This window comes from Streptomyces sp. NPDC005794, assembly GCF_042871445.1.
Classification (GTDB): domain Bacteria; phylum Actinomycetota; class Actinomycetes; order Streptomycetales; family Streptomycetaceae; genus Streptomyces.
The window spans coordinates 125,979-151,675 of the sequence record NZ_JBIAIN010000005.1; the positions used below are offsets into that span (position 1 = coordinate 125,979).

The following is a 25,697-nucleotide window of genomic DNA, read 5'->3' on the forward strand; positions in this document are numbered from 1 at the left end:
CATGGCCGGAACAGTCGAGACACAGGAGCAGGAACAGGTCAGGGCGCTGCTCGACCGTGTCCGGGGCGAGGGGCGCAGCGCGCTCACCGCCCCGGAGGGGAAGATCGTCGCCGACGCGTACGGGATCACGGTGCCGGGCGAGGGCCTGGCCCGCGACGTCGACGAGGCGGTGGCACTGGCCGACCGGCTCGGCGGGCCGGTCGTCCTCAAGATCGTCTCCCCCGACATCCTGCACAAGACGGATGCGGGCGGCGTCGTGGTCGGGGTGTCGGGCGCGCAGGAGGTGCGCGCGGCGTTCTGCACCATCGTGAAGAACGCCAAGGCCTACGCGGCGGACGCGCGGATCGAGGGCGTGCAGGTGCAGCAACTGGTGCCGCCCGGCCAGGAGGTCATCGTCGGGGCGGTCACCGACCCGACGTTCGGCAAGGTGGTGGCGTTCGGCCTCGGCGGGGTCCTCGTCGAGGTGCTCAAGGACATCACCTTCCGGCTGGCGCCGGTGACCGCGGACGAGGCGCAGTCGATGCTCGACTCGATCGGAGCGGCGGAGCTCCTGAAGGGGGTGCGGGGGGCGCCGGCCGTGGACCGGTGGGCGCTGGCGGAGCAGATCCGCCGGGTCTCCCGGCTGGTCACCGACTTCCCCGGGATCGCCGAGGTGGACCTCAATCCCGTCATCGCGTCGCCGGACGGGGCGGTCGCCGCCGACATCCGCATCCTGCTGACGACCGAGGAGGCGAAGGTACGGCGCCGCTACAGCCGGGAGGAGATCCTCGTGTCGATGCGCCGGCTGATGGAGCCGCGTTCCGTGGCGGTCATCGGCGCGTCCAACGAGCAGGGCAAGATCGGCAATTCGGTGATGCGCAACCTCATCGACGGCGGTTTCACGGGCGAGATCCACCCGGTGAACCCCAAGGCCGATGACATTCTCGGCCGAAAGGCGTACAAGAGTGTCACCGACGTTCCCGGTGAGGTGGATGTGGCGGTCTTCGCGATCCCCGCCATGTTCGTCGCGTCGGCCCTCCAGGAGGTGGGCCGCAAGGGAATCCCCAACGCCGTGCTCATTCCGTCCGGCTTCGCCGAGACGGGCGAACACGCCCTGCAGGACGAGATCGTGGCGATCGGCGAGCAGTACGGCGTGCGCCTTCTCGGGCCGAACATCTACGGCTACTACTCGACCTGGCAGAACCTCTGCGCGACGTTCTGCACCCCGTACGACGTCAAGGGCCCGGTGGCGCTGACCTCGCAGTCGGGCGGCATCGGCATGGCGATCCTGGGCTTCGCGCGGTCGACGAACACGGGTGTCTCGGCGATCGTCGGGCTCGGCAACAAGTCCGACATCGACGAGGACGACCTGCTGACCTGGTTCGGCGAGGACCCGAACACCGAGTGCATCGCGATGCACCTGGAGGACCTCAAGGACGGGCGGGCGTTCGTGGAGGCGGCGCGGGCGACCGTGCCCAGGAAGCCCGTCGTGGTCCTCAAGGCGGGGCGGACGAGTGCGGGTGCCAGGGCGGCCGGCTCCCACACCGGCGCTCTGGCCGGGGACGACGCCGTGTACGACGACATCCTGCGCCAGGCGGGGGTGATACGGGCCCCGGGTCTGCACGACATGCTGGAGTACGCGCGGGCGCTGCCCGTACTGCCGGCGCCCAAGGGCGACAACGTCGTCATCATCACGGGGGCGGGCGGCTCGGGGGTGCTCCTGTCGGACGCGATCGTCGACAACGGGCTCTCGCTGATGGAGATCCCGCCGGACCTGGACACGGCGTTCAAGGCGTTCATCCCGCCGTTCGGCGCGGCCGGGAACCCGATCGACATCACGGGCGGTGAGCCGCCGTCGACGTACGAGGCGACGATCCGGCTGGGGATGGAGGATCCGCGGATCCACGCTCTGGTGCTGGGTTACTGGCACACGATCGTCACCCCTCCGATGGTCTTCGCCGAGCTGACGGCCCGGGTGGTGGAGGAGTTCCGGGCGCGCGGCATCGAGAAGCCGGTGGTGGCGTCGCTGGCGGGTGACACGGAGGTCGAGGAGGCGTGCGCGTACCTCTTCGAGCGGGGCGTCGTCGCCTATCCGTACACCACGGAGCGGCCCGTCGCCGTGCTCGGCGCGAAGTACAGGTGGGCCAGGGCCGCCGGGTTGCTGGGCGGTGGCCGATGACCTGATGACGGCGGCTCGAACCACGGGGTCTGCGGCGTACCGCTCCGCCGCGGGCCCCTGCGAGAAGTGAGAACGGGCAGGGGGCGCCGGCCAGACTTCTTCCACGCAAGGGGTTCGATCGACTATGACGACAACAGACCTCTCCACATCCGTCCCCTTCAGGGAGGTGACGGACGCCAACGGCCGGACCTACCGGCTCGGCGAGAGCGACATCGACATCATGGGCCGCAAGCGCAAGTGGATGGTCATCCTGCCGTGGGTCGGCATGATGGGCATCAGCTCGGCCGAGTACGCCTTCGCGTCGGCGGAGGACACGCTGCACCACGCGCACAACTGGGACAGCGGTCACATCTACTGGATGATGACCGTCTGGGTGTTCTTCCAGGCCGCGGTCGCGATGCCCGCGGGCAGGCTGCGGGAGACCGGCAGGCTGCCGGCCCGCTGGGCGATGATGCTCGGCGCGACGGGCACCCTCCTCGGCTACCTGTCACTGGCGTACGCGCCGCACGTGATCGTCGCGTACCTCGGCTTCAGTGTGTTCTCCGGCATGGGCGCGGGCATGGTGTACGCCACCTGCGTCAACATGGTCGGCAAGTGGTACCCGGAGCGCAGGGGCGGCAAGACGGGCTTCGTCAACGGTGGTTTCGCCTACGGTTCGGTGCCGTTCGTCTTCATCTTCACCGGATTCATGGACGTCACCAACTTCAGGTGGGTCCTGGTGTCGGTGGGCGTCTTCCTCGCCGCGCTGGTGGCCTGCGCCGGCTTCTTCTTCCGGGACCCGCCGAAGAACTGGTGGCCGGCCGGGATCGACCCGCTCAACCCGCCCGCGGACCCGCGGGCCCGCCGTGCGCTGGAGAAGAACCCGCCGGCCGTCAAGCAGTACTCCCCGGGCGAGGCCTGGAGGACCGGCCGCGTGGCGCTGATGTGGTGCTGCCTCGCCTGTACCTCCGGTGTGAACATCTTCGGTATCGCCTTCCAGGTCGACATCGGCCAGGACGCGGGCTTCGCCGCCGGGATCGTCGCCACCGCCATGTCGCTCAAGGCGATCGTCAACGGCACCGGGCGCGGCGTCATCGGCTGGCTCTCCGACCTCTACGGCCGCAAGAAGTGCCTGCTCTACGTCTGCGTCATCCTGGGGCTCGCTCAGTTCGGCATCATCTGGTCGGCCGAGATGAAGACCCTGCCCCTGTTCCTGCTCTTCTCCGCGATCTCCGGCTTCGGCGGCGGCGCCATCTTCCCGATGTTCGCCGCGATGACCGCGGACTACTTCGGTGAGAACAACAACGCCACCAACTACGGCATGGTGTACAGCTCCAAGCTCGTCTCCGGACTCGGAGCGGGGATGGGCTTCATGGTCGTCGACGCCTGGGGGCTGAACGGCGCCTTCATCCTGGCGGGCAGCATCTCGTTCTTCGCGGGATTCCTCGCCCTGTTCCTCGCGGCACCCGGTCGCGACCGAAAGGGCGACCTCCTGGTGAAGGCCGCCCCGGCCCCGATACGGGAGACCGACTGACCGCACACCCGGAGGACACGCGTGGGGCCCGGTTCCAGGAACCGGGCCCCACGCGTGGGGGCTTTCGTTCGGTCAGGCCGGATCAGCCCGGATCAGGGAGCGGGTCCGGTGCCGTCACGGGTCAGTCCCCGCAGCGGCTGTCGCGGAGCGAGTGCAGGTGCTCGCTGGACTTGCGGGCGAAGGCGAGCGACTCGACCGGGTTGTCGTGCTCGGTCTGCCAGTGGTGGTAGGTGCGGCCCCGGTGGGTGCGCTCGGTGACGCGGCTCAGGAACGTCTTGTAGTCGATGTCGCCGTCACCGACGTCCGACATGCGGTAGCCGTCGCGGGCGGCGTCGTCCCTGATGCCGTCCTTGACGTGGAACAGGGGGTAGCGGTCGGGCTGCTTGAGCACGTAGTCGATGGGGTTGAAGGGGGCGGGGGTGCCGTCGGCCTTCTTGCCGAAGCGGAACTGCGCGGCGAAGGCCCAGTAGATGTCCATCTCGAGATAGACCAGGTCGGGGTCGGTCTCGGCGAGCAGGACGTCGTAGAGGCGTACGCCCGGCTTGTCGGTGGCGAAGGAGAACTCCTCCGCGTGGTTGTGCTGGTAGAACTTCATGCCGCGCTTGCGGGCCGCTGCCCCGTAGGTGTTGAAGTCCTCGGCGGCCCTCTTCCAGCCGTCCACGGTGGAGCCGTAGCGGAACGGTCCGGAGGCGGTGCCTATGTGCTTGAGGCCGAGCGCCTGTGCCTCGTCGAGCACCTTGGTGAGGTTCTGGGCGAAGGTGTAGGCGCCGGGGTTGTTGTCGTCGTAGTAGCCGACGTGGCTGCCGATGGGGTTCAGCCCGTGGTCCTTGGCCAGCTTCTTCAGCTGGGCGAGGGTGATGGCGCCGGCGGAGCCCTGGGTGTATCCGGCGAACTCGATCTCGTCGTAGCCGTACTTCTCGAGTTCGGCGAAGACGGGGGCGAAGCCGAGGGTGGAGACCTTGTCGCGGAGGCTGTAGAGCTGGATGCCGAGGCGGCCGGGGGGCAGGACGGCACGGCCCTTGCCCTGTCCGTGGCCGTGTCCTCGGCCCGGGTCGCCTGCCGCCTGGGCGGTCGCGGCGCCGAGGAGCGTGGCGGCCGTGGCACCGGCGGCGACGCCCAGGACGTTGCGGCGGCTGAGTCTGCGCGCGAGCTCGGGGTCCTTCGGGGTGCGGCTCATGATCACGAATCTCCCTGTGAACGTGCGGGCGGGGCGGATTGTCAGTGCAGTCCGGCAAGCTGGAGCAGCAAGGACTTCACTTCGGTGGCCTGGACACGGCCGGAGAACGCGTGGGGGGTGGAGCAGAGGATGAGCGGACCTTCGTCGTCGCTCGCGGGGAGGCGGCCGTGGCTGCCTCGAATAGGTGAGGGGTCCAGGGGGACGACCGCCATGCGGTAGCGCATCCCGAGCTTCTTGCGGGCGACCGCGGAGGCGGCCCTGACCCGGACATAGGGGTCCTGCGGATCCATGAAGAGCTCCACCGGGTCGTAGCCCGGTTTGCGGTGGATCTCGACGAGCTGCGCGAAGTCGGGTGCGCGGTCGTCGTCGAGCCAGTAGTAGTACGTGAACCAGGCGTCCTTCTCCGCCACGGCGACGAGTTCGCCGGAGCGGGGGTGGTCCAGGTGGTGGGCCTTCTTGCCCTCGTCGTCGAGGAGTTGGTCGATGCCGGGGAGGTCCGCCAGGGCTTCCCGGGTCGCTTCGAGGTCCTCGGGCCGGCGTACGTAGACGTGGGCGAGCTGGTGGTCGGCGACGGCGAAGGCGCGGGAGGCCATCGGGTCGAGGTACTCCATGCCGTCCTGGGTGTGGACCTCCAGCAGGCCGGCCCGGCGCAGGGCGCGGTTGATGTCGACGGGCCGGTCGACCCGGGTGATGCCGTACTCGGAGAGGGCGACGACGGTGCGGCCCTCGGCCCTGGCGTCGTCGAGCAGGGGTGCCACGGCCCGGTCGAGGTCGGCTGCGGCCCGGTGGGAGCGGGGGTCGTCGGGGCCGTAGCGCTGGAGGTCGTAGTCGAGGTGCGGGAGGTAGCAGAGGGCCAGGTCGGGGGTGCGGGTGGCGAGGATGTGCCGGGTGGCGTCGATGATCCACTGCGAGGAGACGAGGTCGGCGCCGGGGCCCCAGAAGTGGAAGAGGGGGAAGGTGCCGAGCTTCTCCGTCAGCTCGTCGTGCAGGTCCGGGGGCCTGGTGTAGCAGTCGGGTTCCTTGCGGCCGTCGGCGTAGTACACGGGGCGGGGGGTGACGGTCCAGTCGGTGTCGGCTCCCATCGCGTACCACCAGCAGATGTTGGCGACGGTGTAGCCGGGGTGTGCGCGCCGGGCGGCGTCCCAGAGCTTGTCGCCGGCGACGAGTCCGTTGTGCTGGCGCCACAGGAGCACGTCGCCGAGCTCACGGAAGTACCAGCCGTTGGCGACGATGCCGTGCTCGGAGGGGGTGGTGCCGGTGAGGAAGGTGGACTGGGCGGCGCAGGTGACGGCGGGCAGGACGGTGGAGAGGGGGGCCTGTGCCCCGGCTCCGGCCATGGTCCTCAGGTTCGGCATGTGCCGCAGCAGCTGGGGGGTGAGGCCGACGACGTCGAGGACCAGGAGCGGGGTGGGGCGCGTACCGGCTTCGAGGGCCGTCACGGGAGCGGGGGCGGTCAAGGGAGCTCCTTCAGTCCGAGGTCGGCAAGGAGGTCGCGGGCGAGGGTGAGTTCGGCGGCGATGCCGTCGGCGAGCTGGGTGCGGGTGCGCGGCCGGAGCTCGGCGGGGAGCGCCTGCCAGGTGTACGTCTCGACTTCGAGGTGGCGGGTGAGGGGCACGGGACCGCCGACGAGCCGGTTCAGCACGGTCTGCAGTACGGGCAGTGTGGAGGTGAGGGGAGGCGCCGGCGGTGCGTGCAGGGGGACGTGGAAGTGGGAGCGCCAGGGTGTGCTGTCGGGAAGTGCACCGCCGGAGACCGCCTCGTCGAGGTCGTCGGTCCCGCGCAGCCCCGAAGCGGTGAGCGTGCGGGTCTGGTGCAGGAACCGGGGTTCGGCGAAGGCGCCCAGGGCGGCGCGCACCTCGGGCAGGTGCGGGTGTTCGGCGTGCAGTGCCGCGGAGAGCTGTGCCTTGGTCACGGGGACCCCGGCCGTGTGCAGGGCGTCGAGCGCGGTGTCAGGGTCCTCGAAGGAGGTGGCGAGGTGGCAGGTGTCGACGCAGATGCCGATGCGGTCGTGGCCGACCGCGGTGAGGGGGCCGATGGCGTCGGCGGTCGTCTCCACGGTGCAGCCCGGTTCGGGTTCGAGGCCGATCCTGATGGATTTGCCGGTCAGTTCGGCGAGGGCGTCGAGGCGCTGCGCGAGAGTGGTGAGTGCCTTGTGCGCGGTTCCGGCCGCCGTGGGATCGCCGGCGAACGGGGTGCGCCAGGCGATCGGCAGCGTCGAGATGGTGCCTTCGGCGACGTCGTCGGGGAGCAGGGCGGCGAGCAGCCGGGCCAGGTCGGTGGTGTGGGCGAGCCGCTCGGGGTCGGTCCAGTCCGGCGTGTAGACGCGGTACTTGACCTCCTGGGCTCCGAAGCCCTCGTAGGGGAAGCCGTTGAGGGTGACCACTTCGAGTCCGCGGTGGTCGAGCTCGCCGCGCAGCGAGCGCAGCGCGGCGGGGTCGTTGATCAGGGCGCGGGCGGCGTCCTTGGCGAGCCAGAGGCCGATGCCGAGCCGGTCCCGGCCGAGCCGTCTGCGTACGGGCTCGCAGTGGTCGCGCAGCTGGGCGCGGACTCCTTCGAGGGTCTCGGCGGGGTGCACGTTGGTGCAGTAGGCGAGGTGGACGGTGGAGCCGTCGGGGTGGCGGAAGCGCATGCTTCACTCCCCGCCGCGGAGAATGGAGTTGCCCTCGTGGAGCGGGCCGGGGGCGACGGTGTCGAGCTGGAGCCGGCCGCTCTGCCCGTAGAAGGAGACGGGGTTGCGCCAGAGCACCTTGTCGACGTCGTCCTCGTCGAATCCGGCTTTCAGCATGGTGTCGGCGACCTTGCGGGTCTTCAGCGGGTCGCTCCTGCCCCAGTCGGCGGCCGAGTTGACGAGGATCCTGTCGGTGCCGTGGTTCCGCAGGACCGTGATCATGCGGTCCTCGTCCATCTTGGTGTCCGGATAGATGGAGAAGCCGGCCCAGCAGCCGCTGTCGAGGGCGTCCCGCACGGTCGTCTCGTTGAGGTGGTCGAGCAGGACCAGCTCCGGGGCGAGGTCCGATTCGCGGATGACGTCGATGGTGCGGTGCAGGCCGGCGAGCTTGTCGCGGTGCGGGGTGTGGACGAGCGCGGGAAGACCGTGGTCGGCGGCGAGCTGCAGTTGGGTGGTGAGGGCGGTGTCCTCGGCAGGGGTCATCGAGTCGTAGCCGATCTCACCGACGGCGACGACGGAGTCCTTGACGAGGTAGCGGGGCAGGGCGTCCAGCACGGGGGTGCAGCGGGGGTCGTTCGCCTCCTTGGGGTTGAGGGCGAGCGTGCAGTGGTGGGCGATGCCGTACTGGGCGGCGCGGAAGGGCTCCCAGCCGAGGAGGGCGTCGAAGTAGTCGAAGAAGCTGGCGGGCGAGGTGCGGGGCTGGCCGAGCCAGAAGGAGGGTTCGACGACTGCCCGGACCCCGGCGTCGTACATCGCCTGGTAGTCGTCCGTGGTGCGGGAGGTCATGTGGATGTGGGGGTCGAAGATGCGCATCAGGACTCCTCCGTGGGGGCGGGCGCCGGGGCCGTGAGGTCGAGGACGGTCCGCAGGCCGGCGGGGACGGCACGCCCCGCCGCGGTGCGCTCGGCGGCGAAGTCGCCGAGCATGCGAGCGAGTTCGGCGTCCCCGTGGGCACGTTCGCCGAGCCGGTCGAGGGCCTCGACGGGGACCTCGGTGAAGAGGCATTTGAGGACGGCGTGCCGCCAGCCGTGCGCGTCGAGGTGGGCCGCGCCGTAGGGGCCGACGGCCGCGGCGACCAGCCGGGTGTCGTTGGTGCGCAGGGCGTCCTCGACGAGCGGGAGCGCGGTCGCGCCGAGGCCGAGCCGGTGCAGGGTGAGGAGGACGGCGCGTCGTTCGGCGGCCGTGCCCTGCTCGTAGAGCCGGGTCACGGCGGGCAGCCCCGCACGGGCTTCGACCAGCAGCAGCGCGCGTACGGAGTCGGCGTGCTCCAGCCCGCAGTGCCGTCCCGCCGAGGCGAACCTCAGCTCCCAGGGTGGGTTGCCGTTGCCCGCCTCGGGGTGGTCCGCGGCGTGTGCGGCTTCGGCGAGCGCTTCGTCGAGCCAGGCCCTGGCGGCCCCTCGGAGCTGGTCGTCGAGTTCCTTGCGGCTGATCAGCACGGCGCGGCTCCGTTCGTCGTCCCGGTGGCCCGGCGCAGGAAGTCGATGGATCTGCGGGCGAGTTCGGGGCCCGCGTGGGAGTGCCGGGGCAGTTCGACGACGGTGAGGCCGGCGTAGCCGGTGGAGGCGAGCGCTTCGAGCACCGGCGGGAAGTCGATCTCGCCGTCACCGAACGGCAGGTGTTCGTGTACCCCACGGCGCATGTCCTCGATCTGGACGTGGCGCAGCCAGGGGGCGGCTTCCTTCACGCAGTCGACAGGTGAGGCGGGTTCCAGGCACTGGCAGTGGCCTATGTCGAGCGTGAGCCCGAGCGGGCCCGGGTCGCCGAGGAGGGTGCGGAGATGGTGGAAGCCGGCGAGCGTGGCGAGGAGGTGGCCGGGTTCCGGTTCGATGGCGAGGGGGATACCCGCGCGGTCGGAGGCGTCCAGCACGGGGGCGAGGGCGTCGCTCAGCCGCTGCCACGCGGTGTCCGTGGTGGTGTCCGGCGGGGTGATGCCGCTGAAGCAGTGCACCGCGTGGGCGCCGAGGTCGGCGGCCACCTCCACGGCCCGGACGAGGAGCGCGGTGCGGGCGGCACGGGCCTCGGGGTCGGGGTCGAGGAGGGACGGACCGTGTTTGCGCCGGGGGTCGAGGACGTAGCGCGCGCCGGTTTCGACGGTGACGCCGAGGCCCAGTCCGGTGAGCCTGCGGGCCACCTGGCGGGTGCGGGCGGCGAGGTCCGGGGCGAGCGGGTCGAGGTGCATGTGGTCGAGGGTCAGGCCGACCCCGTCGTAGCCGAGGTCGGCGAGGAGGCGGAGGGCGTCGTCGAGGCGGAGGTCGGTCAGTCCGTTGGTGCCGTAGCCGAGGCGGAGGGTCATGTGGGGCTCACCTTCCGGGCGAGCGCGCGGGCGAGGGGGACGAGCCCCATGACCGCGAGTCCACCGGCGGGTGCCCCGGCCCTGGCGGCGAGTGCGGCCTGCAGCGGGATCATCGCCCGGATACCGCCGCCGACGGCGCGCTGGGTGAGGGGCGGGGACGGATGGAGGACGGCGTGGAACAGCGGGACCGCGGAGGTGCGGAGGTAGGCGCCGGTGAAGACGGCGAGCGTCAGCCGTCCGGCGGTGGTGCGTGGTGGCTCCCCCGGCATCGGCCGGCCGCGCAGGACGGTGGCTCCGAGTCCGGCGACACCGGCCAGCGCCGCCAGCGGGGCGGTGGTCGAGCCGCCCTGCGTCTCGTGCCGGGAGACGGCGGTCACGGCGTAGGTGTGGGCGCCGAGCACGAGGGCGGCGGGGAGCGCGGCGGCGGGGGTGCGGGCGGTGACCGGTGGGCCGCCGGTGGCGGTGGCGGACCGGGGAGCCGTGGCCGCCCCTCCCCCGGCAGTGGCCGCCGTCGCGGTCGCCGTCGCACCGAGCAGCAGGTCCAGGGTGCGGGCGGTGGCCATGGCGGCCGGTCCCAGCTTCGTGTGCTTGAGGCGCAGGTCGTAGGCCCAGACGGTGGCCGCCAGTCCGGATGCCACCACCAGGGCGGGGCGGCCCGCGCGGGCCGCCAGGGCCAGGCCCGCCGCCGTCAGGGCGCCCGCCGCGGCCAGAGCGGCTCCCGGCGCGACGCGGCCCGAGGGGATCGGACGGTGCGGGCGGTCGACGGCGTCCTCCTCCCGGTCCGCCCAGTCGTTGAGGGCCATGCCCGCCTCGTACAGGCACAGCGACGTGCCGACCGCGAGCGCCGTGCCCCGGCCGGGGCGCACGCCGACGGCGGCCGCGCCGGCGAGGGCGTCGCCGGGCACGCTGAACAGCGCGGACACGCGCAGCAGTTCGGCCCAGGCTCGCAGGCGTGCGCGGGTGCCGGGCCTGTCCGGTGCGGGCGCAGTCCCGCCCGCGCCGGACAGGCGGTACGGGGGTGCCGCCCGGCGGGTGCCGAGCAGTCCCGGCACCGCTGCCAGTGCCATGGCAGGCGTCGCCGGTCGTGGCACCAGGGCGGCGAACAGCCGCAGCGGCTTCACCGGGCGGCCCGCAGGCGTGCGGCGAAGGCCAGCAGTTCCGCGTACTGCTCGGGCAGTGCGGCCGGTCCGCCGTCCGGGTCCTTGAAGTAGAAGCCCAGTTCGGGCCGTGGCCCCGTCAGGCCGGTCTCGTGGGCGCGGGCCAGCAGCCTGGCCAGGTCCAGGACCAGCGGTGCGGCGAGGGCGGAGTCGCAGCCCTGCCAGATCGTCTGGAGGATCATGCGCGAGCCGAGGAAGCCGTCGAAGGCGATGTGGTCCCACGCCGTCTTCCAGTCCCCCATCGCCGGTACGTCGTCGATGTGGACCTCGCCCTCCGGGGCGGCCCCGAGCGTGTCGGCGAGTACGCGTTCCTTGCCCGCGTTCTTGGCGGCCGCCGCCGCCGGATCGGCCAGCGCGGCCCCGTCCCCGCCGCCCAGCAGGTTCGTGCCCGACCACGCCCGCACCGGCAGGGCGCGCTGGACGAACATCGGCGCGAGTACGGAACGGAGCAGCGTCTGGCCTGTCTTGCCGTCGCGTCCGGCGTGGGGAAGTCCGCAGGAGTCGACGGCGTCCTGGAGGTGGGGGCTGTGCAGCCCGGTGGAGGGGGTGAAGTTGACGTACGGGCAGCCGGCGCGGAGTGCGGCCGCCGCGTAGAGGGAGCTGGCGGGCAGCCGGGAGTCGTCCTCGCCGGGGGCGGGTTCGGTCGAGGCGACGTTGATGACGACCGTGCGGGCCAGTCCGTGGCGGCGGCCGAAGTCCTCGATGTCGGCGGTGAAGGCGGCGACGAGCTCCTCGTCACCGCGGGTGTCGCCCGGCAGCGGGCCGCCGGGGCGTATCTCCGCGTCGGCGGTGGTGAGTTCGGCCTCGACGGCCGGGGGCAGTCCGTACGGGAGCACTCCTCCGGCGGCGAGGGCCTCGGCCCGCTTGGGCAGGGGACAGTCGAGGGTGTCGTGGCCGCCGAAGACCAGGGAGGTCAGCGGTGGCAGTCCGGTGTCGGTGAAGGGTGGTGTCTCGGTGACCATGCCGGTCGGTGGGTGGAGCCCTGCCGCGATGGCCGCGCACCCTGCGGTGGCGGTGGTGGCGACGGAGCCCCGTGCTCCGATGAACCAGACTCCGGTACGAACGGCATAGGTGGTCACGGGCTGCCTCCCAGGGGGGACGAAGAGGGGTGGTGGGGCGGGGGGGGGGGGGGGGGGGGTGGGGGGGCCCCCCCCCCCCCCCGCCGGCGCAGGAGGTGGCCGCCCTACGCCGAGGGAAGCTCCTTCAGCTGGATGTTGCGGAAGGACACCTGGTCGTCGGCTCCGTGGTTCTGGAGGCCGATGTAACCGTCCTTGAGGCTGCGGACCGGGTCGGTGTTGGTGAAGTCGTTGATCTTCACCCCGTTGAGGAAGACCTGGAGCCGCTCGCCCTGGACCTTGATCTCGTAGCTGTTCCACTGGCCGGGCGGCCGCAGAACCTGGTCACGTGCCTTGATGTTGGCGGATTTGAAGGTGTAGACGGCGCCGGTCGTGCGGTCCGCCGCGTCGGTGGCGTCGATCTGGACCTCGTAGCCGTTGTTCACCGCGGACCACGGGTCGTCCGACTCGGGGAAGCCGACGAAGACACCGGAGTTGTCGTCGCCCGTCATCTTCCAGTCGAGCTTCAGCGAGTAGGAGTTCAGCTCCTTGGCCTGGTAGGTCAGCAGGCCCATGCCGCCCTCGGAGCGCAGCTCACCGTCGGCGACGGCGAACGTCCCGGGGCCGGCCTGCTTCCACCCTTCGAGGGTCTTCCCGTTGAAGATCGACCGGTAACCGGTGTCCGGCTTGCAGTTGGCCTTCACCTGACCGGCGGCGTAGCGCAGTCCGCCCAGCAGGTGCTGACGGAGGGCGGGTTCGGCGTAGGACTCCTTGGTGTGGCCGAGGCCGGTGTAGAAGGAGCGGCCGCCCTGGTACGCCTGGCACCAGGCGATCGGGTGGTCGCCCTTCATGGTGCCGCCGGTGTAGGTGGTCTCGTCCAGCGTGGCGAGGACCTGGGCCTTGTCCCGGGGGTTGGTGCGGTAGTTGTACCACTCGTCGGTGCGGTCCCAGGCCTCGTCCAGGTGTGCGGTCGCCGGGTGGTCGTGGTTCTCCACCCGGACGGTCGCGGGCTGGATCTTCGGGTGCGAGTCGAAGTACGCGCCGACGAGCCCGCCGTAGAACTCCCAGTCGTACTCCGTGTCGGCCGCGGCGTGGACGCCCATGTAACCGCCGCCGGTGGACACGAAGTTCTCGAACGCCTTCTTCTGGTCGGCGTTCAGGACGTCACCGGTGGTCGACAGGAAGACGACGGCGTCGTAGCGCGCCAGGTTGCTGGTCGTGAACTGGCCGGCCTCCTCGGTGGAATCGACCGTGATGTTGGTGTCCTTGCCCAGTTCCTTCAGCGCGGCGATGCCCTCGGGGATCGAGTCGTGCCGGAAGCCGCCCGTCTTGGAGAAGACGAGGACCCGCTTCGCGGTCCGGTCGACCGGGCTGTTCGAGAGCTGGAAGTCGTCCAGGTCGTACAGGGCTCCGGCTCCGCCCTTGAATACGAGGAAGAGTTCCGTGGCCTTCTTCGGTGCGCCGCGCAGCGGCACGTCGATGTCCTGGAACGTGTCCCAGCTGCCGGTCACCGGGACGGGCGCGGAGCCGAGGATCTTGCCGGTGGGCGATCCGGCCCGCACTTCGAGGAAGCCTCCCGCTCCTGCCGAGGAGGTACGGGCGGTGAGCTTCGTGGAGCCGTCGAGGATGTACGGGGCGAAGGAGATCCAGTCGTCGTTGTCGATGTCGCCGACGGTCCTGCCGCCGTGGGCGCTGCTCTTGCTCGGCGTGGTGATGCCGGAGGAGTCGTCGAAGTGCTCGGCCTGCCGGTGGCGTGGCTGGAGCTTCGCCTGGTCACGGCCGGTCAGTGCGGCCTGACCGCCGCCCCCGCCGTCCGTGTAGGACGCCGAGATGCCGCCGTAGATGTTGGCGTTCGGGTCGTGCCCGCCCTCCATCGCGGTCTTGATGGTGCCTTCGCAGCCGTGCTCGGTGGTGATGTCGTGCCCGTGGCTGTCATGGCCCAGGGTGAACTTGACCTCGACCTTGGAACAGTCGACGGTGCCGTCCTCCGGGTCGGTGACGGTCACCTCGAAGGGCACCTCGTCGCCGAACTCGAAGACCTGTCCGTCGGTCGGGAACCGCATGTCGACGACGGGCGCGGTGTTGCCCACCGTCACGTGCACGCTCGCCGAACCGGTGCGGCCCGTCGGGTCCTCGGCGGTCACGGTGGCGGTGTAGGTGCCGTTCTTCTTGTACGTGTACGTCGGGTTGGCGGCCGTGGACTTCCCGCCGTCACCGAAGTCCCAGGCGTACGTCAGGGCGTCGCCGTCACCGTCGGTGGTGCCGGCCGAGGAGAACTTCACCTTCAGCGGTGACACCCCGGAGGTCTTGTCCGAGGAGGCCTCGGCGATCGGTGAGCGGCCCCCGGTGGCGTTCTCGATGCGGTACAGCGCAGAGTGCTCGTCGCCGCCGAACCAGGAGCGGCCGTAGTCCAGGACGTACAGCGCTCCGTCGGGCCCGAACGCCATGTCCATCACCTGTGTCCCGGTCCACGGGACGTCGTTGATGGACTGGACCGTGCCGTCGGCGTCGTGCTCGATGCGCTTGATCCACTCCCGGCCGAACTCTCCGGCGAAGAAGTCCCCGTCGTACTCCTCGGGGAACTTCACCGGTGAGTCGAGGTCGGCGTCGTAGCGGTAGACGGGTCCGCCCATCGGGGATTCGGAGCCGGTGCCGAACTCGGGCACGGACGCGCCGTCGTACGGGATCCAGGCTGCCTCGGCGGGCGGCAGGTCGACCAGGCCGGTGTTGTGCGCCGACTCGTTCTTCGGGGCGGCGCAGTCGAAGGCCGGTCCGGAGGTCTGCGTCGCGAAGTCGTAGTCGCGGTAGGCCTGGTTGTCGCCGGTGCAGTAGGGCCAGCCGAAGTTGCCGGGCTTCGTCACCCGGGCGAACTCCACCTGCCCTGCCGGTCCGCGGTTCGGGTCCGCGGCACCGGCGTCGGGGCCGTAGTCACCGACGTAGAGGATGCCGGTGGCCTTGTCCACGCTGAAGCGGAAGGGGTTGCGAAGGCCCATCGCGTAGACCTCGGGACGCGTCTTGTCCGTGCCCGGGGCGAAGAGGTTGCCCTCCGGGACGGTGTACGAGCCGTCCTCGGCGACCTTGATGCGGAGGATCTTGCCGCGGAGGTCGTTGGTGTTGCCTGCGGTGCGGCGGGCGTCGAAGGCCGGGTTGCGGCCGGCCCGGTCGTCCAGCGGGGAGAAGCCGTCGGACGCGAACGGGTTGGAGTCGTCGCCCGTCGAGAGGTAGAGGTTGCCCTGCGCGTCGAAGTCGATGTCGCCGCCCACGTGGCAGCACATGCCGCGCGTGGCCGGGATGTCGAGGACCTTCTTCTCGCTGGCGTTGTCGAGGGTGCCGTCCTCGTTGAGCACGAAGCGGGAGAGGCGGTTCACGCCGTCGAACTTCGCGAAGTCGGCGGCGGTGCCGGTCTCCGGGGCGTCGCCGGCGGGGGTGTCCAGCGGAGGCGCGTAGTAGAGGTAGATCGCGCGGTTCTCGGCGAAACCGGGGTCGACGCCGATTCCCTGGAGACCTTCCTCGTCGTGCGAGTAGACGGGGATGGTTCCGGAGATCCGCGTGTTGCCCGCGCCGTCCGTGATCCGCAGCTCTCCGCTGCGCGAGGTGTGCAGCACACTGCGGTCGGGGAGTACCGCCAGCGAGATGGGTTCGCCGGTCTCGGCCGCGCCCTTGGCAAGGGTGACCTGCTGGAAGTCCTCGGCGGCGTCCTGCGCGGCCGAGGCCTGCGGGGCGTCGGCGGTGGCGGCGGGCGAGGAGCCCAGGGTGAGGGTCGCGGCGGCGAGCAGTCCGCCGGTGATGAGGGCGAGTGATTTTCGGGCGCGGAGCCGTCTGCTGCTTCTGTGCACGTGTGTCCTCCGGGGAGTGCCGGTTGTTCGGGCGGGTGCGTCATGCCGTTCGCGCGGGGACTGCCGCGCTCGTCTCCGGACCGCATACGGGGCTCCGGTGACTCGAGTCATGTCGTGTACACGTATGGGACCGTAGCTGTGTTCGTCCGGCACGGAAAGCCCTTGCGCAGCAGCTGCGTCGAACTTTTTCCCACCGGTGGACAAAGGGTGTCCGGGCAGGCCGGATCGCCCCGCGGCGCTCGGCCGGTGCCGTGTCATGGCGCGCCGGGCCGCTCGAACCCCTCCGGTGTTCGAGGCGCGGGGTTCCGGGCGCGGAGCCCCCGAAAGGGCTCCGCGCCACGGCTAGTTCGTGTTTCGGAAGTAGCGCCGTCCGCCCGGAGGGCGGGACTTTCGAAACCCGCCCTAGTCGCCCCCGCCGAACGCCGCGTCGAACGACGCGCTCGGCGGGTCGAAATCGAACCGCTTCAGCGAGGCCAGCGCCTCCGGCGCCCCCGTCAGCCGGTCCATGCCCGCGTCCTCCCACTCCACCGAGACCGGCCCCTCGTACCCGATGGACCGCAGCATCCTGAACACGTCCTCCCAGGGGACGTCCCCGTGCCCCGCCGAGACGAAGTCCCAGCCGCGCCGTGGATCGCCCCACGGCAGATGGGAGCCGAGACGACCGTTGCGGCCGTCGAGGCGCTTACGGGCCTCCTTGCAGTCCACGTGGTAGATCCGGTCCCGGAAGTCGTACAGGAAGCCGACCGGGTCGAGGTCCTGCCACACGAAGTGGCTCGGGTCGAAGTTCAGCCCGAACGCCGGCCGGTGGTCCACCGCCTCCAGGGCCCGCTGCGTGGTCCAGTAGTCGTACGCGATCTCACTCGGGTGCACCTCGTGGGCGAAGCGGACGCCCTCGGCGTCGAAGACGTCGAGGATCGGGTTCCACCGCTCCGCGAAGTCCTCGTAGCCGCGTTCGATCATGTGCGGCGGGACCGGCGGGAACATGGCGACCAGATGCCAGATCGACGACCCGGTGAAGCCGATGACCGTGTCGACCCCGAAGGCGGCCGCCGCCCGGGCGGTGTTCTTGATCTCCTCGGCCGCCCTCCGGCGTACGCCCTCGGGCTCCCCGTCCCCCCAGATGCGGGCGGGCACGATGCCCTGGTGACGCTCGTCGATCGGGCTGTCGCAGACGGCCTGGCCGACCAGGTGGTTGGAGACCGCCCAGCACTTCAGGCCGTACTTGTCGAGCAACTGACGCCGGCTGTCGAGGTAGCCGGGGTCCGACAGGGCCTTGTCGACCTCGAAGTGGTCGCCCCAGCAGGCGAGTTCGAGTCCGTCGTAGCCGAAGTCCCGGGCGAGCCGGCAGACCTCCTCCAGCGGCAGGTCGGCCCATTGACCGGTGAAGAGAGTGAAGGGACGGGGCATGCGCGAAACCTCCTAGAAGGGGACCGGGGTGTGTACGGAGTTCTTGGCTGCGCTCTCCTCGACGGCGGCGAGCACCCGCTGCACCTGGAGCCCGTCGGCGAACGACGGTACGGGGGGCCGCCCTTCGACGATCGTGCGCACCACGTCACGGGCCTGGTGGACGAAGGTGTGCTCGTAGCCCAGACCGTGGCCCGGCGGCCACCACGCCTCCAGGTAGGGGTGCTGCGGCTCGGTGACGAGGATCCGGCGGAAGCCGGCACGGGTGGCGGGCTCGGTGTGGTCGTGGAAGGAGAGTTCGTTGAGCCGTTCCAGGTCGAAGGCGATCGACCCGAGCTCTCCGTTGATCTCCAGCCGCAGGGCGTTCTTGCGCCCGGCCGCCATCCTGGTCGCCTCGAAGGAGGCGAGGGCTCCCGACGCCAGCCGCCCGGTGAACAGGGTCGCGTCGTCGACGGTGACGGCCCCCCGTGCGGTGCCGTCCGCGGCTCCCGAGAGTCCGGCTGCGGCGCCGGCGAGCACGGGCCTCTCTCGTACGAAGGTCTCGCTCACCGCCGACACCCCGACCAGCGGCTCCCCCGCCAGGTACTGGGCGAGGTCGACGATGTGCGCCCCGAGGTCGCCGAGCGCGCCGGATCCGGCGCGCTCGCGGTCGAGCCGCCAGGTGAGCGGCGACGCGGGGTCGACGAGCCAGTCCTGGAGGTAGGTGGCCCGCACGTGCCGCAGGGCGCCCAGCCTGCCCTCCTCGATCATCGTGCGGGCGTAGGTGAGGGCGGGCACCTTGCGGTAGTTGAAGCCCACGATCGCCACCTGGCCGCGGGCGGCCGCCCGCTCCGCGGCCTCCGCCATGGCTTCCGCCTCGGCGACCGTGTTGGCGAGCGGTTTCTCGCAGAGCACGTGCTTGCCCGCCTCGAGCGCGGCGATGGCGATCTCCGCATGGCTGTCCCCGGGGGTGCAGATGTCGACCAGCTGGACATCGTCCCGGGCGATCAGGGCACGCCAGTCGGTCTCCGCGGCAGCCCATCCGTGGCGCTCCGCGGCCGCCTCCACGGCCGCGCGGTCGCGTCCGCAGATCGCGGCGAGAGCCGGTCTCACCGGCAGGTCGAAGACATGTCCCGCGGTACGCCATCCCTGGGAATGGGCGGCACCCATGAAGGCGTATCCGACCATGCCGACGCCGAGTGTCGTGGGTGGCGGCGGTCCCTCGGTCTCCTGCTCCGATTCTTCCCTACGGGCCATGCGGGCTTCCTCCTCGTCGGTGGTTCGGTGGCTGCGGCGGTGCGCGATCAGCTGAAGCCCGTCGGCAGGTACTGGTCGATGTTCTCCTTCGTGACCACGGCCGAGTACAGGGTCAGCGAGGTCGGGATCTCCATCTCGGAGAGACCCGCGATGCCCTTGCTCTGTCCCAGGGCGCGTGCCAGGTCGATCGCCGAGGCGGCCATCGTGGGCGGGTAGAGCACGGTGGCCTTCAGGACGCTGTTGTCGGCCTTGATGGCGTCCATCGCGGACTTCGCACCCGCCCCGCCGACCATGATGAACTCGTCACGGCCCGCCTGCTGGATGGCCCGCAGCGCGCCCACGCCCTGGTCGTCGTCGTGGTTCCACAGGGCGTCGAACTGCTTCTGCGCCTGGAGGAGCTGTGCCATCTTGGCCTGGCCCGACTCCACGGTGAAGTCGGCGGCCTGACGGGCCACCAGCTCGACATTGGAGTAGTTCTTCAGGGCGTCGGCGAAGCCCTTGCTGCGCTGCTTGGTGAGTTCCAGGTTGTCGATGCCGGCGAGCTCGACGACCTTCGCGTTCGCCTTGTCCTTGAGCTGCTCGCCGATGTAGTGCCCGGCGTTGAGGCCCATCCCGTAGTTGTCGCCGCCGACCCAGCAGCGGTAGGCCTGCGGGGAGGCGAAGACGCGGTCCAGGTTGACGACCGGGATGCCGGCCCTCATGGCTTCCAGGCCGACCTGGGTGAGCGCCTTGCCGTCGGCGGGGAGGACGACGAGGACGTCGACCTTCTTGTTGATGAGGGTCTTGACCTGGCCGATCTGGGCGGCGGTGTCGTTGGAGCCCTCGGTGGTCTCCAGGGTCACCTCGGAGTACTTCTCCGCCCGCGCCTTGGCCTGGACGTTGATGGCGTTGAGCCATCCGTGGTCGGCCTGGGGGCCGGCGAAGCCGATGGTGACGGGCTTGCCGGGCTTGTCGTCGGCGGCGGGCTGGTTGCTCTGCGCGGCCGCCGCCTCCTTGGGCTCGTTGCTGGTGCAGGCGGTGAGGAAGGCCCCCGCGGAGACGGCCGCGGTGCCGAAGAGCAGTCCTCTGCGGCTGGTTTCTGGCATGGCTGTCAAACCCTTCATCCGGTGTCTTGCCTACGGAACTGCGGGTGGGTGATCGGTGACGCGGAGAGGTCAGGTCTCGCCGTTGCGGAGCGTGCGGCGCTGGACCAGGACGGCGGCGACGATGATCGCGCCCTTGGCGATCTGCTGGACGTCGCTCTGGAGGTTGTTGAGCGCGAAGATGTTGGTGATCGTGGTGAAGACCAGGACGCCGAGCACGGAGCCGACGATGGTGCCCCGGCCGCCGCTCAGGAGAGTGCCTCCGATGATGGCGGCGGCGATGGCGTCGAGTTCGTACAGATTGCCGTTGGTGTTCTGGCCGGAGCCGGCCAGGATGATCAGCATGAACGCGGCGATGCCGCAGCACAGGCCGGAGAGCAGGTAGAGGTAGAGCCGCTGGCGGCGTACGTCGATGCCGGCGAGCCTGGCCGCTTCCGCGTTGCCGCCGATGGCGACCGTACGCCGTCCGAACGTCGTCCTGTTCAGGATCAGCCAGCCGACGACGGTGACCGCGGCGAAGACCAGGACCAGGGGCGGGATGCCCAGGACGTAGGCGTCGGGCAGGCCCAGGTCGAGGACGGACTGGACGGTGACGATCTGTGTCTTGCCGTCGGTGATCTGCAGGGCGAGCCCGCGGGCCGAGGCGAGCATGGCGAGCGTCGCGATGAAGGGGACCATGCGCCCGTAGGCGATCAGGACCCCGTTGACGAGTCCGGCGGCCAGCCCGACGATCACGGCGGTGAAGAGGATGCCCGCGAAGCCGAAGTCCTGGGTGGCGAGCGTCGTCGCCCAGACCGAGGCGAGGGCCACCATCGCGCCGACCGACAGGTCGATGCCGCCGCCGATGATGACCAGGGTCATACCGACGGTGACGACCCCGATGACGGAGGACTGCGTCAGGATCAGCTGAAGGTTCCCGGTGTCCAGGAACGCGTCCGGTTCGGTGAGGCCGCCGACGGCTATCAGGACGGCGAGTACGCCGAGCAGCGACAGGTTACGGACGTCGAAGCGCAGGCCGAGTGCGCGCCGGCCACCGCCGCCCTGCTTCGATGGCGGCGCGGCAGGGGGGCCGGTCACGGTCCCCTTCTCCGGCCCGTGGTGCTGCGCCGACGGTGCGGGCTGTGTCATGACGTCGGGCTCCCTTCCATGACGAGGTCGAGGACACGGTGCTCGTCGAGCTCCCGGGCGTCGGCCGTGTGCACGACACGGCCTTCCCGGAGCACCAGCACCCGGTCGGCGAGGCCCAGCACTTCGGGCACTTCGCTGGAGACGAGTAGTACGGCGAGGCCTTCGTCGGCCAGCCGGCGGATCACGGCGTAGAGCTCGGCGCGGGCGCCGATGTCGACACCGCGGGTCGGTTCGTCGAGCAGGAGGACCCGGCAGCCGCGCAGCAGCCAGCGGGCCAGGACCGCCTTCTGCTGGTTGCCGCCGGACAGGGTGCGGACGGCGGCGTCCGGGTTGTCGGGCCGCAGGGAGAGATCACGGGTCGCGGTCCTGGCGGCCTCGCGCTCGGCGCCCCGGTCGAGCCAGCCGGCGCGGGAGAAGCGGGACAGCGAGGAGACCGAGACGTTCCGGGTGACGGATTCCGTCAACAGCAGGGCCTGCGCCTTGCGTTCCTCGGGAGCCAGGCCGATTCCGGCGGCCACGGCGGCCTGGACGCTGCCGGCGCGCAGCGGTGTGCCGTCGACGAGGACGCGGCCCGCGGTCGGTTTGCGGGCGCCGTAGACGGTCTCCAGGATCTCGGAGCGTCCGGAGCCGACGAGTCCGGCCAGGCCGACGATCTCGCCGGGCCTCAGCTCCAGGTCGACGGGCTCGAACTCACCCTTGCGGCACAGCCCTTCGACCTTCAGTACCGGATCGGCCGAGGCCCGGGCGCCGGGCGCGGGCCGCTCGGGGAAGACGTACTCCACGTTGCGGCCGGTCATCATGGCAACGATGTCGCGCGTGGGGGTGGACTGGGCGGGGAGTCCGACGGCGACGGCCCTGCCGTCCTTGAGGACCGTCACCCGGTCGCCGATGCGGCGGATCTCTTCCAGCCGGTGGGAGATGTAGACGACGGCCACCCCGTCGGCGGTGAGCCCGTCGACGATGCGGAAGAGGTTGTCGACCTCGTCGGGGTCCAGGGCCGCGGACGGCTCGTCCATCACGATGAGCCGTACGTCGTGGGAGAGCGCCCGCGCCATGGAGACGATCTGCTGGTGGGCGGCGGAGAGGTCTCCGACCAGGCGGGCCGGGTCGATCTCCGGGTGCCCGAGGCGCTTCAGGAGGGCTGCGGCCTCGGTGCGGGCCACGCGGGTCCGCACGACGAAGCCCGCGCTGGTCGGTTCGTGTCCGAGGAAGACGTTCTCCGCGACCGACAGGCCCTCCACCAGGTCGAGTTCCTGGTAGATGGTGGCGATGCCCAGGCGCATGGCGGTGATCGGCGAGGAGAGCTGGACGGGCTCGCCGCGCCAGGTGATGGCGCCGTCGTCGGGCTGGTGGGCCCCTGCCAGCACTTTGATGAGCGTGGACTTGCCGGCGCCGTTCTGGCCGAGGAGGCAGTGGACTTCACCGGCCAGCACCTCCAGGTCCACGCCGTCGAGGGCGCGCACACCGGGGAACGACTTGGTGATGCCGGACATCGTGAGCAGAGGTGGTTCAGGTGCCATGACGATTCCCCTCGGCGGGTGGGTCCCCCCTGCTCGAATCCGAGAGCGCGGGGAGGGCCGGTGAGCGGGCAGGGCGCAGTGCCGGCGGTGCCGTACTGCTGACGGAACTGCTGGGTGGTATCGCTGTGTTCGTGCGGTGCGGTGCGGTGCGGGGTGCTCGTGCGGTGCGGTCCTGCGGGCGGAGCTCTGGACAGGCTTCTTACGGAGGTGGAGGCGAAGGGCGTGCCGGACGGCGCGCCGTCCCGGACATCAGGCCGGCGAGAACAGGTGGTCGCTGATGAGCCTGGCCGCGCCGGTCACTCCGGCGACGGGCCCCAGTTCACCGAGGACGATGGGGAGGTTGCCCGTGGCCAGCGGCAGGGACTGCCGGTAGACCTGGGTACGGACACTGGCCAGCAGGTTGTGGCCGAGCCCGGTCACCCCGCCGCCGATCACGACGAGGCCCGGGTTGAAGAAGCTGACGAGTCCGGCGATGACCTGACCGACCCGGTTGCCGCCCTGGCGGATCAGGTCCAGCGCTGTGGGATCTCCGGCCGCCGCGGCGGCCGCCACATCGACGGCCGTGAGCTTTCCGGCCTTGTCCAGCCGGGCCGCCAGCTCAGGTGACCGGCCGGCGCGGGCCGCGTCCTCGGCGTCGCGGGCGAGTGCCGCGCCGCTGAAGTGCGCCTCCAGGCAGCCCCGGTTGCCGCAGGCGCAGGCACGCCCGTCCGGTTCCACCTGGATGTGGCCGATGTCCCCGGCGCTGCCCGTCGTGCCGCGGTAGACCTCGCCGCCCACCACGATGCCGCAGCCGATACCCGTACCGATCTTGACGCAGAGGAAGTCGCCCACGGAACGGGCGACGCCCGCGTGCTGCTCCCCCAGCGCCATCAGGTTCACATCGTTGTCGACCATGACGGGGCAGCCGAGTTCCTGGCTGAGTGCCTCCCGTACGGGGAAGCCGTCCCAGCCGGGCATGATCGGCGGCGCGACCGGTACGCCCTCGGGGAAACGGACCGGTCCCGGTACGCCGATACCGGCGCCGTCGAATCCTTCGGCGAGTCCGGAGGCCCGGAGCTTGGCCGCCATCGCCAGCACCTGTTCGAAGATGGCGACGGGTCCTTCCCGTACGTCCATCGGGTGGTTGAGGTGTCCCAGTACCTCCAACTCGGCGTTGGTGACGGCCACATCGACGGAGGTGGCGCCGATGTCGACGCCGAGGAAGCGCAGTCCGGGGGCGAGCCGGATGTTGTGGGAGCGACGGCCACCGCGGGAGGCGGCGAGTCCGTCGGCCACGACGAGCCCGGTCTCCAGGAGCCGGTCCACCTCGACGGCGAGCTTGGAGCGTGAGAGGTCTACCTGATCGCCCAGCTGTGCACGGGAGTTGGGCCCTCCGTCACGCAACAGCCGGAGCAGTCGCGCCTGGTGCGTGTTCGCGGGTCGAGCCGTCATGCGTCTCACACGTCCCTCCCCGCCACATCGGCCAGTCCGTCGGGCTTTCGAGGGGAACGTAGCAGCGGTTTACCGGGGTGGGAAGAAGTTGAGCAGGAATCCGCCCCAACTTTCTCCACACTCAGGACAAAGATGCGCCCCACGGCGGCCTGGCCGGAGCCGCCGGCCGGCCGTACGCCGACGCGAAAAGGCCGGGGCGCACCGGCCCCGGCCTTCGTCAGGCGATGATTCAGCCCTGGTCACGCTCGTGGTACGTCTTGCGGGTGTGCTCGGTGTGCGCCCGCATGATCTCGGTCGCCCGCTGTTCGTCCCTGGAGGCGATCGCCTCGATCAGCTCCCGGTGTTCGATCCAGGACTGCGTGCCGCGCTGACGGGCCACCGGCGTGTAGTACCAGCGGACCCTGCGGTCCACCTGCGCGGCGAGCTCGGACAGGACCACGTTGCCGGCCAGCTCCATGACCTTGGCGTGGAACGCGGCGTTCGTGGCGACGGCGAGGTCCACGTCGTCGGCTGCGACGGCCCGCTCCCCCTGGGAGCACAACTCCTCCAGGGCTTCGATGCCCGGCCGGCCGGAGTGGGCGGCGGCCAGCCGTGCGGCCTCGGCCTCCAGCAGGGTACGGACCGAGAGCAGCTGGTCCGCCTCCTCCTCGGTGGGCTCGTGGACGAACGCGCCCTGGGCGGGGCGCAGATCGACCCAGCCCTCGGTGTTCAGCCGCTGGAGCGCCTCGCGCACCGGCTGCCGCGACACCCCCAGATGCCCGGCCAGTTCACTTTCGACCAGGTGCTGGCCGGGGCTGAGGGCGCGCGTGGTGATCAGCTCGAGAAGCGCCTCGTAGACGCGCTCGCGCAACGGCCCGGGCCGCTCCAGCTTCGGCACCGTTCCTTGCGGCAGTCCTGCGGACAACATCGCGGTCCCCCTCCGGGCGCCCGGCAAGTGCTTATCGTCTACAGTCTACCGAGCACAATGCCATGGCGGGGGCGTCAGGGGCAGCGGATCACCTGACCCGCATACGAAAGATTCCCGCCGAAGCCGAAGAGCAGGGCCGGCGCACCACTCTCGACCTCACCCCGCTCCACCAGTTTGGACAGGGCCATCGGGATCGACGCGGCCGAGGTGTTGCCGGAATGCACGACGTCCCGGGCGATGACCGCGTTGACGGCACCGATCTTCCGGGCGACGGGTTCGATGATCCTCAGGTTGGCCTGGTGCAGCACCACCGCGGCGAGGTCCTCGGGTGTGACGCCGGCCCGCTCGCAGACCTTGCGGGCGATCGGCGGCAGCTGCGTGGTGGCCCAGCGGTAGACGGACTGCCCTTCCTGCGAGAACCGCGGGGGCGTGCCCTCGATCCGTACGGCATTACCCATCTCCGGCACCGAACCCCACAGGACGGGCCCGATCCCGGGCCTGTCACCCGCGTCGGGGTCGGCGGTGACCACGGCGGCCCCCGCTCCGTCGCCCATCAGGACGCAGGTGGAGCGGTCCGTCCAGTCGACGATGTCACCCATCTTGTCGGCGCCGATGACGAGGGCCCGGGTGGCGGCTCCGGCCCGGATGGCGTGGTCGGCGGTGGCCAGCGCGTGGGTGAACCCGGAACAGACCACGTTGATGTCCATGACGGCCGGCGAACCCATTCCCAGGCGGGCGGCGACCCTGGCGGACATGCTCGGCGAGCGGTCGATGGCCGTGGAGGTGGCGACGAGGACCATGTCGATGTCCGCGGGCTGCAGCCCGGCCGAGGCGAGCGCCTTGGCCGCCGCGTGCGCGGCCAGTTCGTCCACGGGCTCGTCAGGGCCGCCCACGTGCCGGGTCTTGATGCCGACCCGACTGGTGATCCACTCGTCGCTGGTGTCGACCAGAGCCGCCAGATCGTCGTTGGTGAGGACCTTGGCAGGCTGATAGTGGCCGAGCGCCACGACACGTGAGCCGGTCATGTACGGGTTCCCCTCGCTACGTCTGGCAGGAACTATCCAGTCTTGGTTGCTACCGATCGGTACAAGGGCACGTAACCCCACAGGATTCCGGGCCCGAGCTTGGAGCG

19 protein-coding genes are annotated in these 25,697 nt (G+C 70.9%); 2 read left to right on the top strand and 17 right to left on the bottom strand.

Translation table 11 applies throughout. The features are described from left to right. Nucleotide 1 precedes the first annotated feature (1 nt). Both ACFYQ5_RS09850 and ACFYQ5_RS09855 read left to right on the top strand, forming a co-directional pair. Nucleotides 2-2,158 (top strand): acetate--CoA ligase family protein, encoded by a 2,157-nt coding sequence (locus ACFYQ5_RS09850; RefSeq protein ID WP_389195674.1) that lies wholly within the window; start codon nt 2-4, stop codon nt 2,156-2,158. Nucleotides 2,159-2,282: 124 nt separating this feature from the next. Beyond that, nucleotides 2,283-3,671 (top strand): OFA family MFS transporter, encoded by a 1,389-nt coding sequence (locus ACFYQ5_RS09855; RefSeq protein WP_389195677.1) that lies wholly within the window; start codon nt 2,283-2,285, stop codon nt 3,669-3,671. 121 nt (nt 3,672-3,792) lie between these two features. On the opposite strand, the gene ACFYQ5_RS09860 is transcribed toward ACFYQ5_RS09855, so the two are convergent. From ACFYQ5_RS09860 to ACFYQ5_RS09940, 17 genes are all read right to left on the bottom strand, one after another. Further along, nucleotides 3,793-4,848 (bottom strand): sugar phosphate isomerase/epimerase family protein, encoded by a 1,056-nt coding sequence (locus tag ACFYQ5_RS09860; protein ID WP_389195680.1) that lies wholly within the window; start codon nt 4,846-4,848, stop codon nt 3,793-3,795. A gap of 41 nt (nt 4,849-4,889) precedes the next feature. Continuing rightward, nucleotides 4,890-6,287: an alkaline phosphatase family protein gene (locus ACFYQ5_RS09865; RefSeq protein WP_389196410.1), complete on the bottom strand. Its 1,398-nt coding sequence runs from the start codon at nt 6,285-6,287 to the stop codon at nt 4,890-4,892. Between the two features lie 14 nt (nt 6,288-6,301). After that, nucleotides 6,302-7,477, bottom strand: a complete 1,176-nt coding sequence (gene eboE, locus ACFYQ5_RS09870; RefSeq protein WP_389195683.1) for a metabolite traffic protein EboE — start codon at nt 7,475-7,477, stop codon at nt 6,302-6,304. Between the two features lie 3 nt (nt 7,478-7,480). Beyond that, nucleotides 7,481-8,329 (bottom strand): TatD family hydrolase, encoded by an 849-nt coding sequence (locus ACFYQ5_RS09875; RefSeq protein WP_389195686.1) that lies wholly within the window; start codon nt 8,327-8,329, stop codon nt 7,481-7,483. After that, nucleotides 8,329-8,952, bottom strand: a complete 624-nt coding sequence (locus ACFYQ5_RS09880; RefSeq protein ID WP_389195689.1) for an EboA domain-containing protein — start codon at nt 8,950-8,952, stop codon at nt 8,329-8,331. Before ACFYQ5_RS09880 ends, ACFYQ5_RS09875 begins: the two co-directional genes overlap by 1 nt. After that, entirely contained in the window at nt 8,946-9,809 is an 864-nt protein-coding gene (locus ACFYQ5_RS09885) for a sugar phosphate isomerase/epimerase family protein (RefSeq protein ID WP_389195692.1), read from the bottom strand. Before ACFYQ5_RS09885 ends, ACFYQ5_RS09880 begins: the two co-directional genes overlap by 7 nt. Further along, nucleotides 9,806-10,930, bottom strand: coding sequence for an SCO3242 family prenyltransferase (locus ACFYQ5_RS09890; protein ID WP_389195695.1), 1,125 nt, complete (start codon nt 10,928-10,930; stop codon nt 9,806-9,808). The genes ACFYQ5_RS09885 and ACFYQ5_RS09890 overlap by 4 nt, the downstream gene beginning before the upstream one ends. After that, nucleotides 10,927-12,045, bottom strand: a complete 1,119-nt coding sequence (locus ACFYQ5_RS09895; RefSeq protein WP_389195698.1) for an inositol-3-phosphate synthase — start codon at nt 12,043-12,045, stop codon at nt 10,927-10,929. The genes ACFYQ5_RS09890 and ACFYQ5_RS09895 overlap by 4 nt, the downstream gene beginning before the upstream one ends. A gap of 104 nt (nt 12,046-12,149) precedes the next feature. Next, nucleotides 12,150-15,857 (bottom strand): ThuA domain-containing protein, encoded by a 3,708-nt coding sequence (locus ACFYQ5_RS09900; RefSeq protein WP_389195701.1) that lies wholly within the window; start codon nt 15,855-15,857, stop codon nt 12,150-12,152. A gap of 402 nt (nt 15,858-16,259) precedes the next feature. Then, nucleotides 16,260-17,264: a sugar phosphate isomerase/epimerase family protein gene (locus ACFYQ5_RS09905; protein WP_389195704.1), complete on the bottom strand. Its 1,005-nt coding sequence runs from the start codon at nt 17,262-17,264 to the stop codon at nt 16,260-16,262. Nucleotides 17,265-17,276: 12 nt separating this feature from the next. Then, on the bottom strand, nt 17,277-18,497 hold the full coding sequence (locus tag ACFYQ5_RS09910) for a Gfo/Idh/MocA family protein (RefSeq protein WP_389195707.1): 1,221 nt from the start codon (nt 18,495-18,497) through the stop codon (nt 17,277-17,279). A gap of 47 nt (nt 18,498-18,544) precedes the next feature. After that, entirely contained in the window at nt 18,545-19,582 is a 1,038-nt protein-coding gene (locus ACFYQ5_RS09915; RefSeq protein WP_389195710.1) for a substrate-binding domain-containing protein, read from the bottom strand. A 69-nt stretch (nt 19,583-19,651) separates the two neighbouring features. Further along, the gene (locus ACFYQ5_RS09920; protein WP_389195713.1) at nt 19,652-20,707 is read right to left on the bottom strand and encodes an ABC transporter permease; all 1,056 of its coding nucleotides are present in this window, start codon (nt 20,705-20,707) and stop codon (nt 19,652-19,654) included. Further along, complete coding sequence (locus ACFYQ5_RS09925) at nt 20,704-22,227, bottom strand: sugar ABC transporter ATP-binding protein (protein WP_389195716.1); 1,524 nt, start codon at nt 22,225-22,227, stop codon at nt 20,704-20,706. Before ACFYQ5_RS09925 ends, ACFYQ5_RS09920 begins: the two co-directional genes overlap by 4 nt. 249 nt (nt 22,228-22,476) lie before the next feature. Continuing rightward, nucleotides 22,477-23,658: an ROK family protein gene (locus ACFYQ5_RS09930; protein ID WP_389195719.1), complete on the bottom strand. Its 1,182-nt coding sequence runs from the start codon at nt 23,656-23,658 to the stop codon at nt 22,477-22,479. Nucleotides 23,659-23,887: 229 nt separating this feature from the next. Beyond that, nucleotides 23,888-24,565, bottom strand: a complete 678-nt coding sequence (locus ACFYQ5_RS09935; protein ID WP_389195722.1) for a GntR family transcriptional regulator — start codon at nt 24,563-24,565, stop codon at nt 23,888-23,890. A gap of 74 nt (nt 24,566-24,639) precedes the next feature. Further along, nucleotides 24,640-25,590, bottom strand: a complete 951-nt coding sequence (locus ACFYQ5_RS09940) for a beta-ketoacyl-ACP synthase III (protein ID WP_389195725.1) — start codon at nt 25,588-25,590, stop codon at nt 24,640-24,642. Nucleotides 25,591-25,697 lie beyond the last annotated feature (107 nt).

Bases quoted from the DNA above. Each gene is read 5' to 3' on its own strand.
- ACFYQ5_RS09850 (WP_389195674.1), top strand. From the start codon at position 2: ATGGCCGGAACAGTCGAGACACAGGAGCAGGAACAGGTCAGGGCGCTG.
- ACFYQ5_RS09855 (WP_389195677.1), top strand. From the start codon at position 2,283: ATGACGACAACAGACCTCTCCACATCCGTCCCCTTCAGGGAGGTGACG.
- ACFYQ5_RS09860 (WP_389195680.1), bottom strand. From the start codon at position 4,848: ATGAGCCGCACCCCGAAGGACCCCGAGCTCGCGCGCAGACTCAGCCGC.
- eboE (WP_389195683.1), bottom strand. From the start codon at position 7,477: ATGCGCTTCCGCCACCCCGACGGCTCCACCGTCCACCTCGCCTACTGC.
- ACFYQ5_RS09875 (WP_389195686.1), bottom strand. From the start codon at position 8,329: ATGCGCATCTTCGACCCCCACATCCACATGACCTCCCGCACCACGGAC.
- ACFYQ5_RS09885 (WP_389195692.1), bottom strand. From the start codon at position 9,809: ATGACCCTCCGCCTCGGCTACGGCACCAACGGACTGACCGACCTCCGC.
- ACFYQ5_RS09905 (WP_389195704.1), bottom strand. From the start codon at position 17,264: ATGCCCCGTCCCTTCACTCTCTTCACCGGTCAATGGGCCGACCTGCCG.
- ACFYQ5_RS09910 (WP_389195707.1), bottom strand. From the start codon at position 18,497: ATGGCCCGTAGGGAAGAATCGGAGCAGGAGACCGAGGGACCGCCGCCA.
- ACFYQ5_RS09915 (WP_389195710.1), bottom strand. From the start codon at position 19,582: ATGCCAGAAACCAGCCGCAGAGGACTGCTCTTCGGCACCGCGGCCGTC.
- ACFYQ5_RS09920 (WP_389195713.1), bottom strand. From the start codon at position 20,707: ATGACACAGCCCGCACCGTCGGCGCAGCACCACGGGCCGGAGAAGGGG.
- ACFYQ5_RS09925 (WP_389195716.1), bottom strand. From the start codon at position 22,227: ATGGCACCTGAACCACCTCTGCTCACGATGTCCGGCATCACCAAGTCG.
- ACFYQ5_RS09930 (WP_389195719.1), bottom strand. From the start codon at position 23,658: ATGACGGCTCGACCCGCGAACACGCACCAGGCGCGACTGCTCCGGCTG.
- ACFYQ5_RS09935 (WP_389195722.1), bottom strand. From the start codon at position 24,565: ATGTTGTCCGCAGGACTGCCGCAAGGAACGGTGCCGAAGCTGGAGCGG.
- ACFYQ5_RS09940 (WP_389195725.1), bottom strand. From the start codon at position 25,590: ATGACCGGCTCACGTGTCGTGGCGCTCGGCCACTATCAGCCTGCCAAG.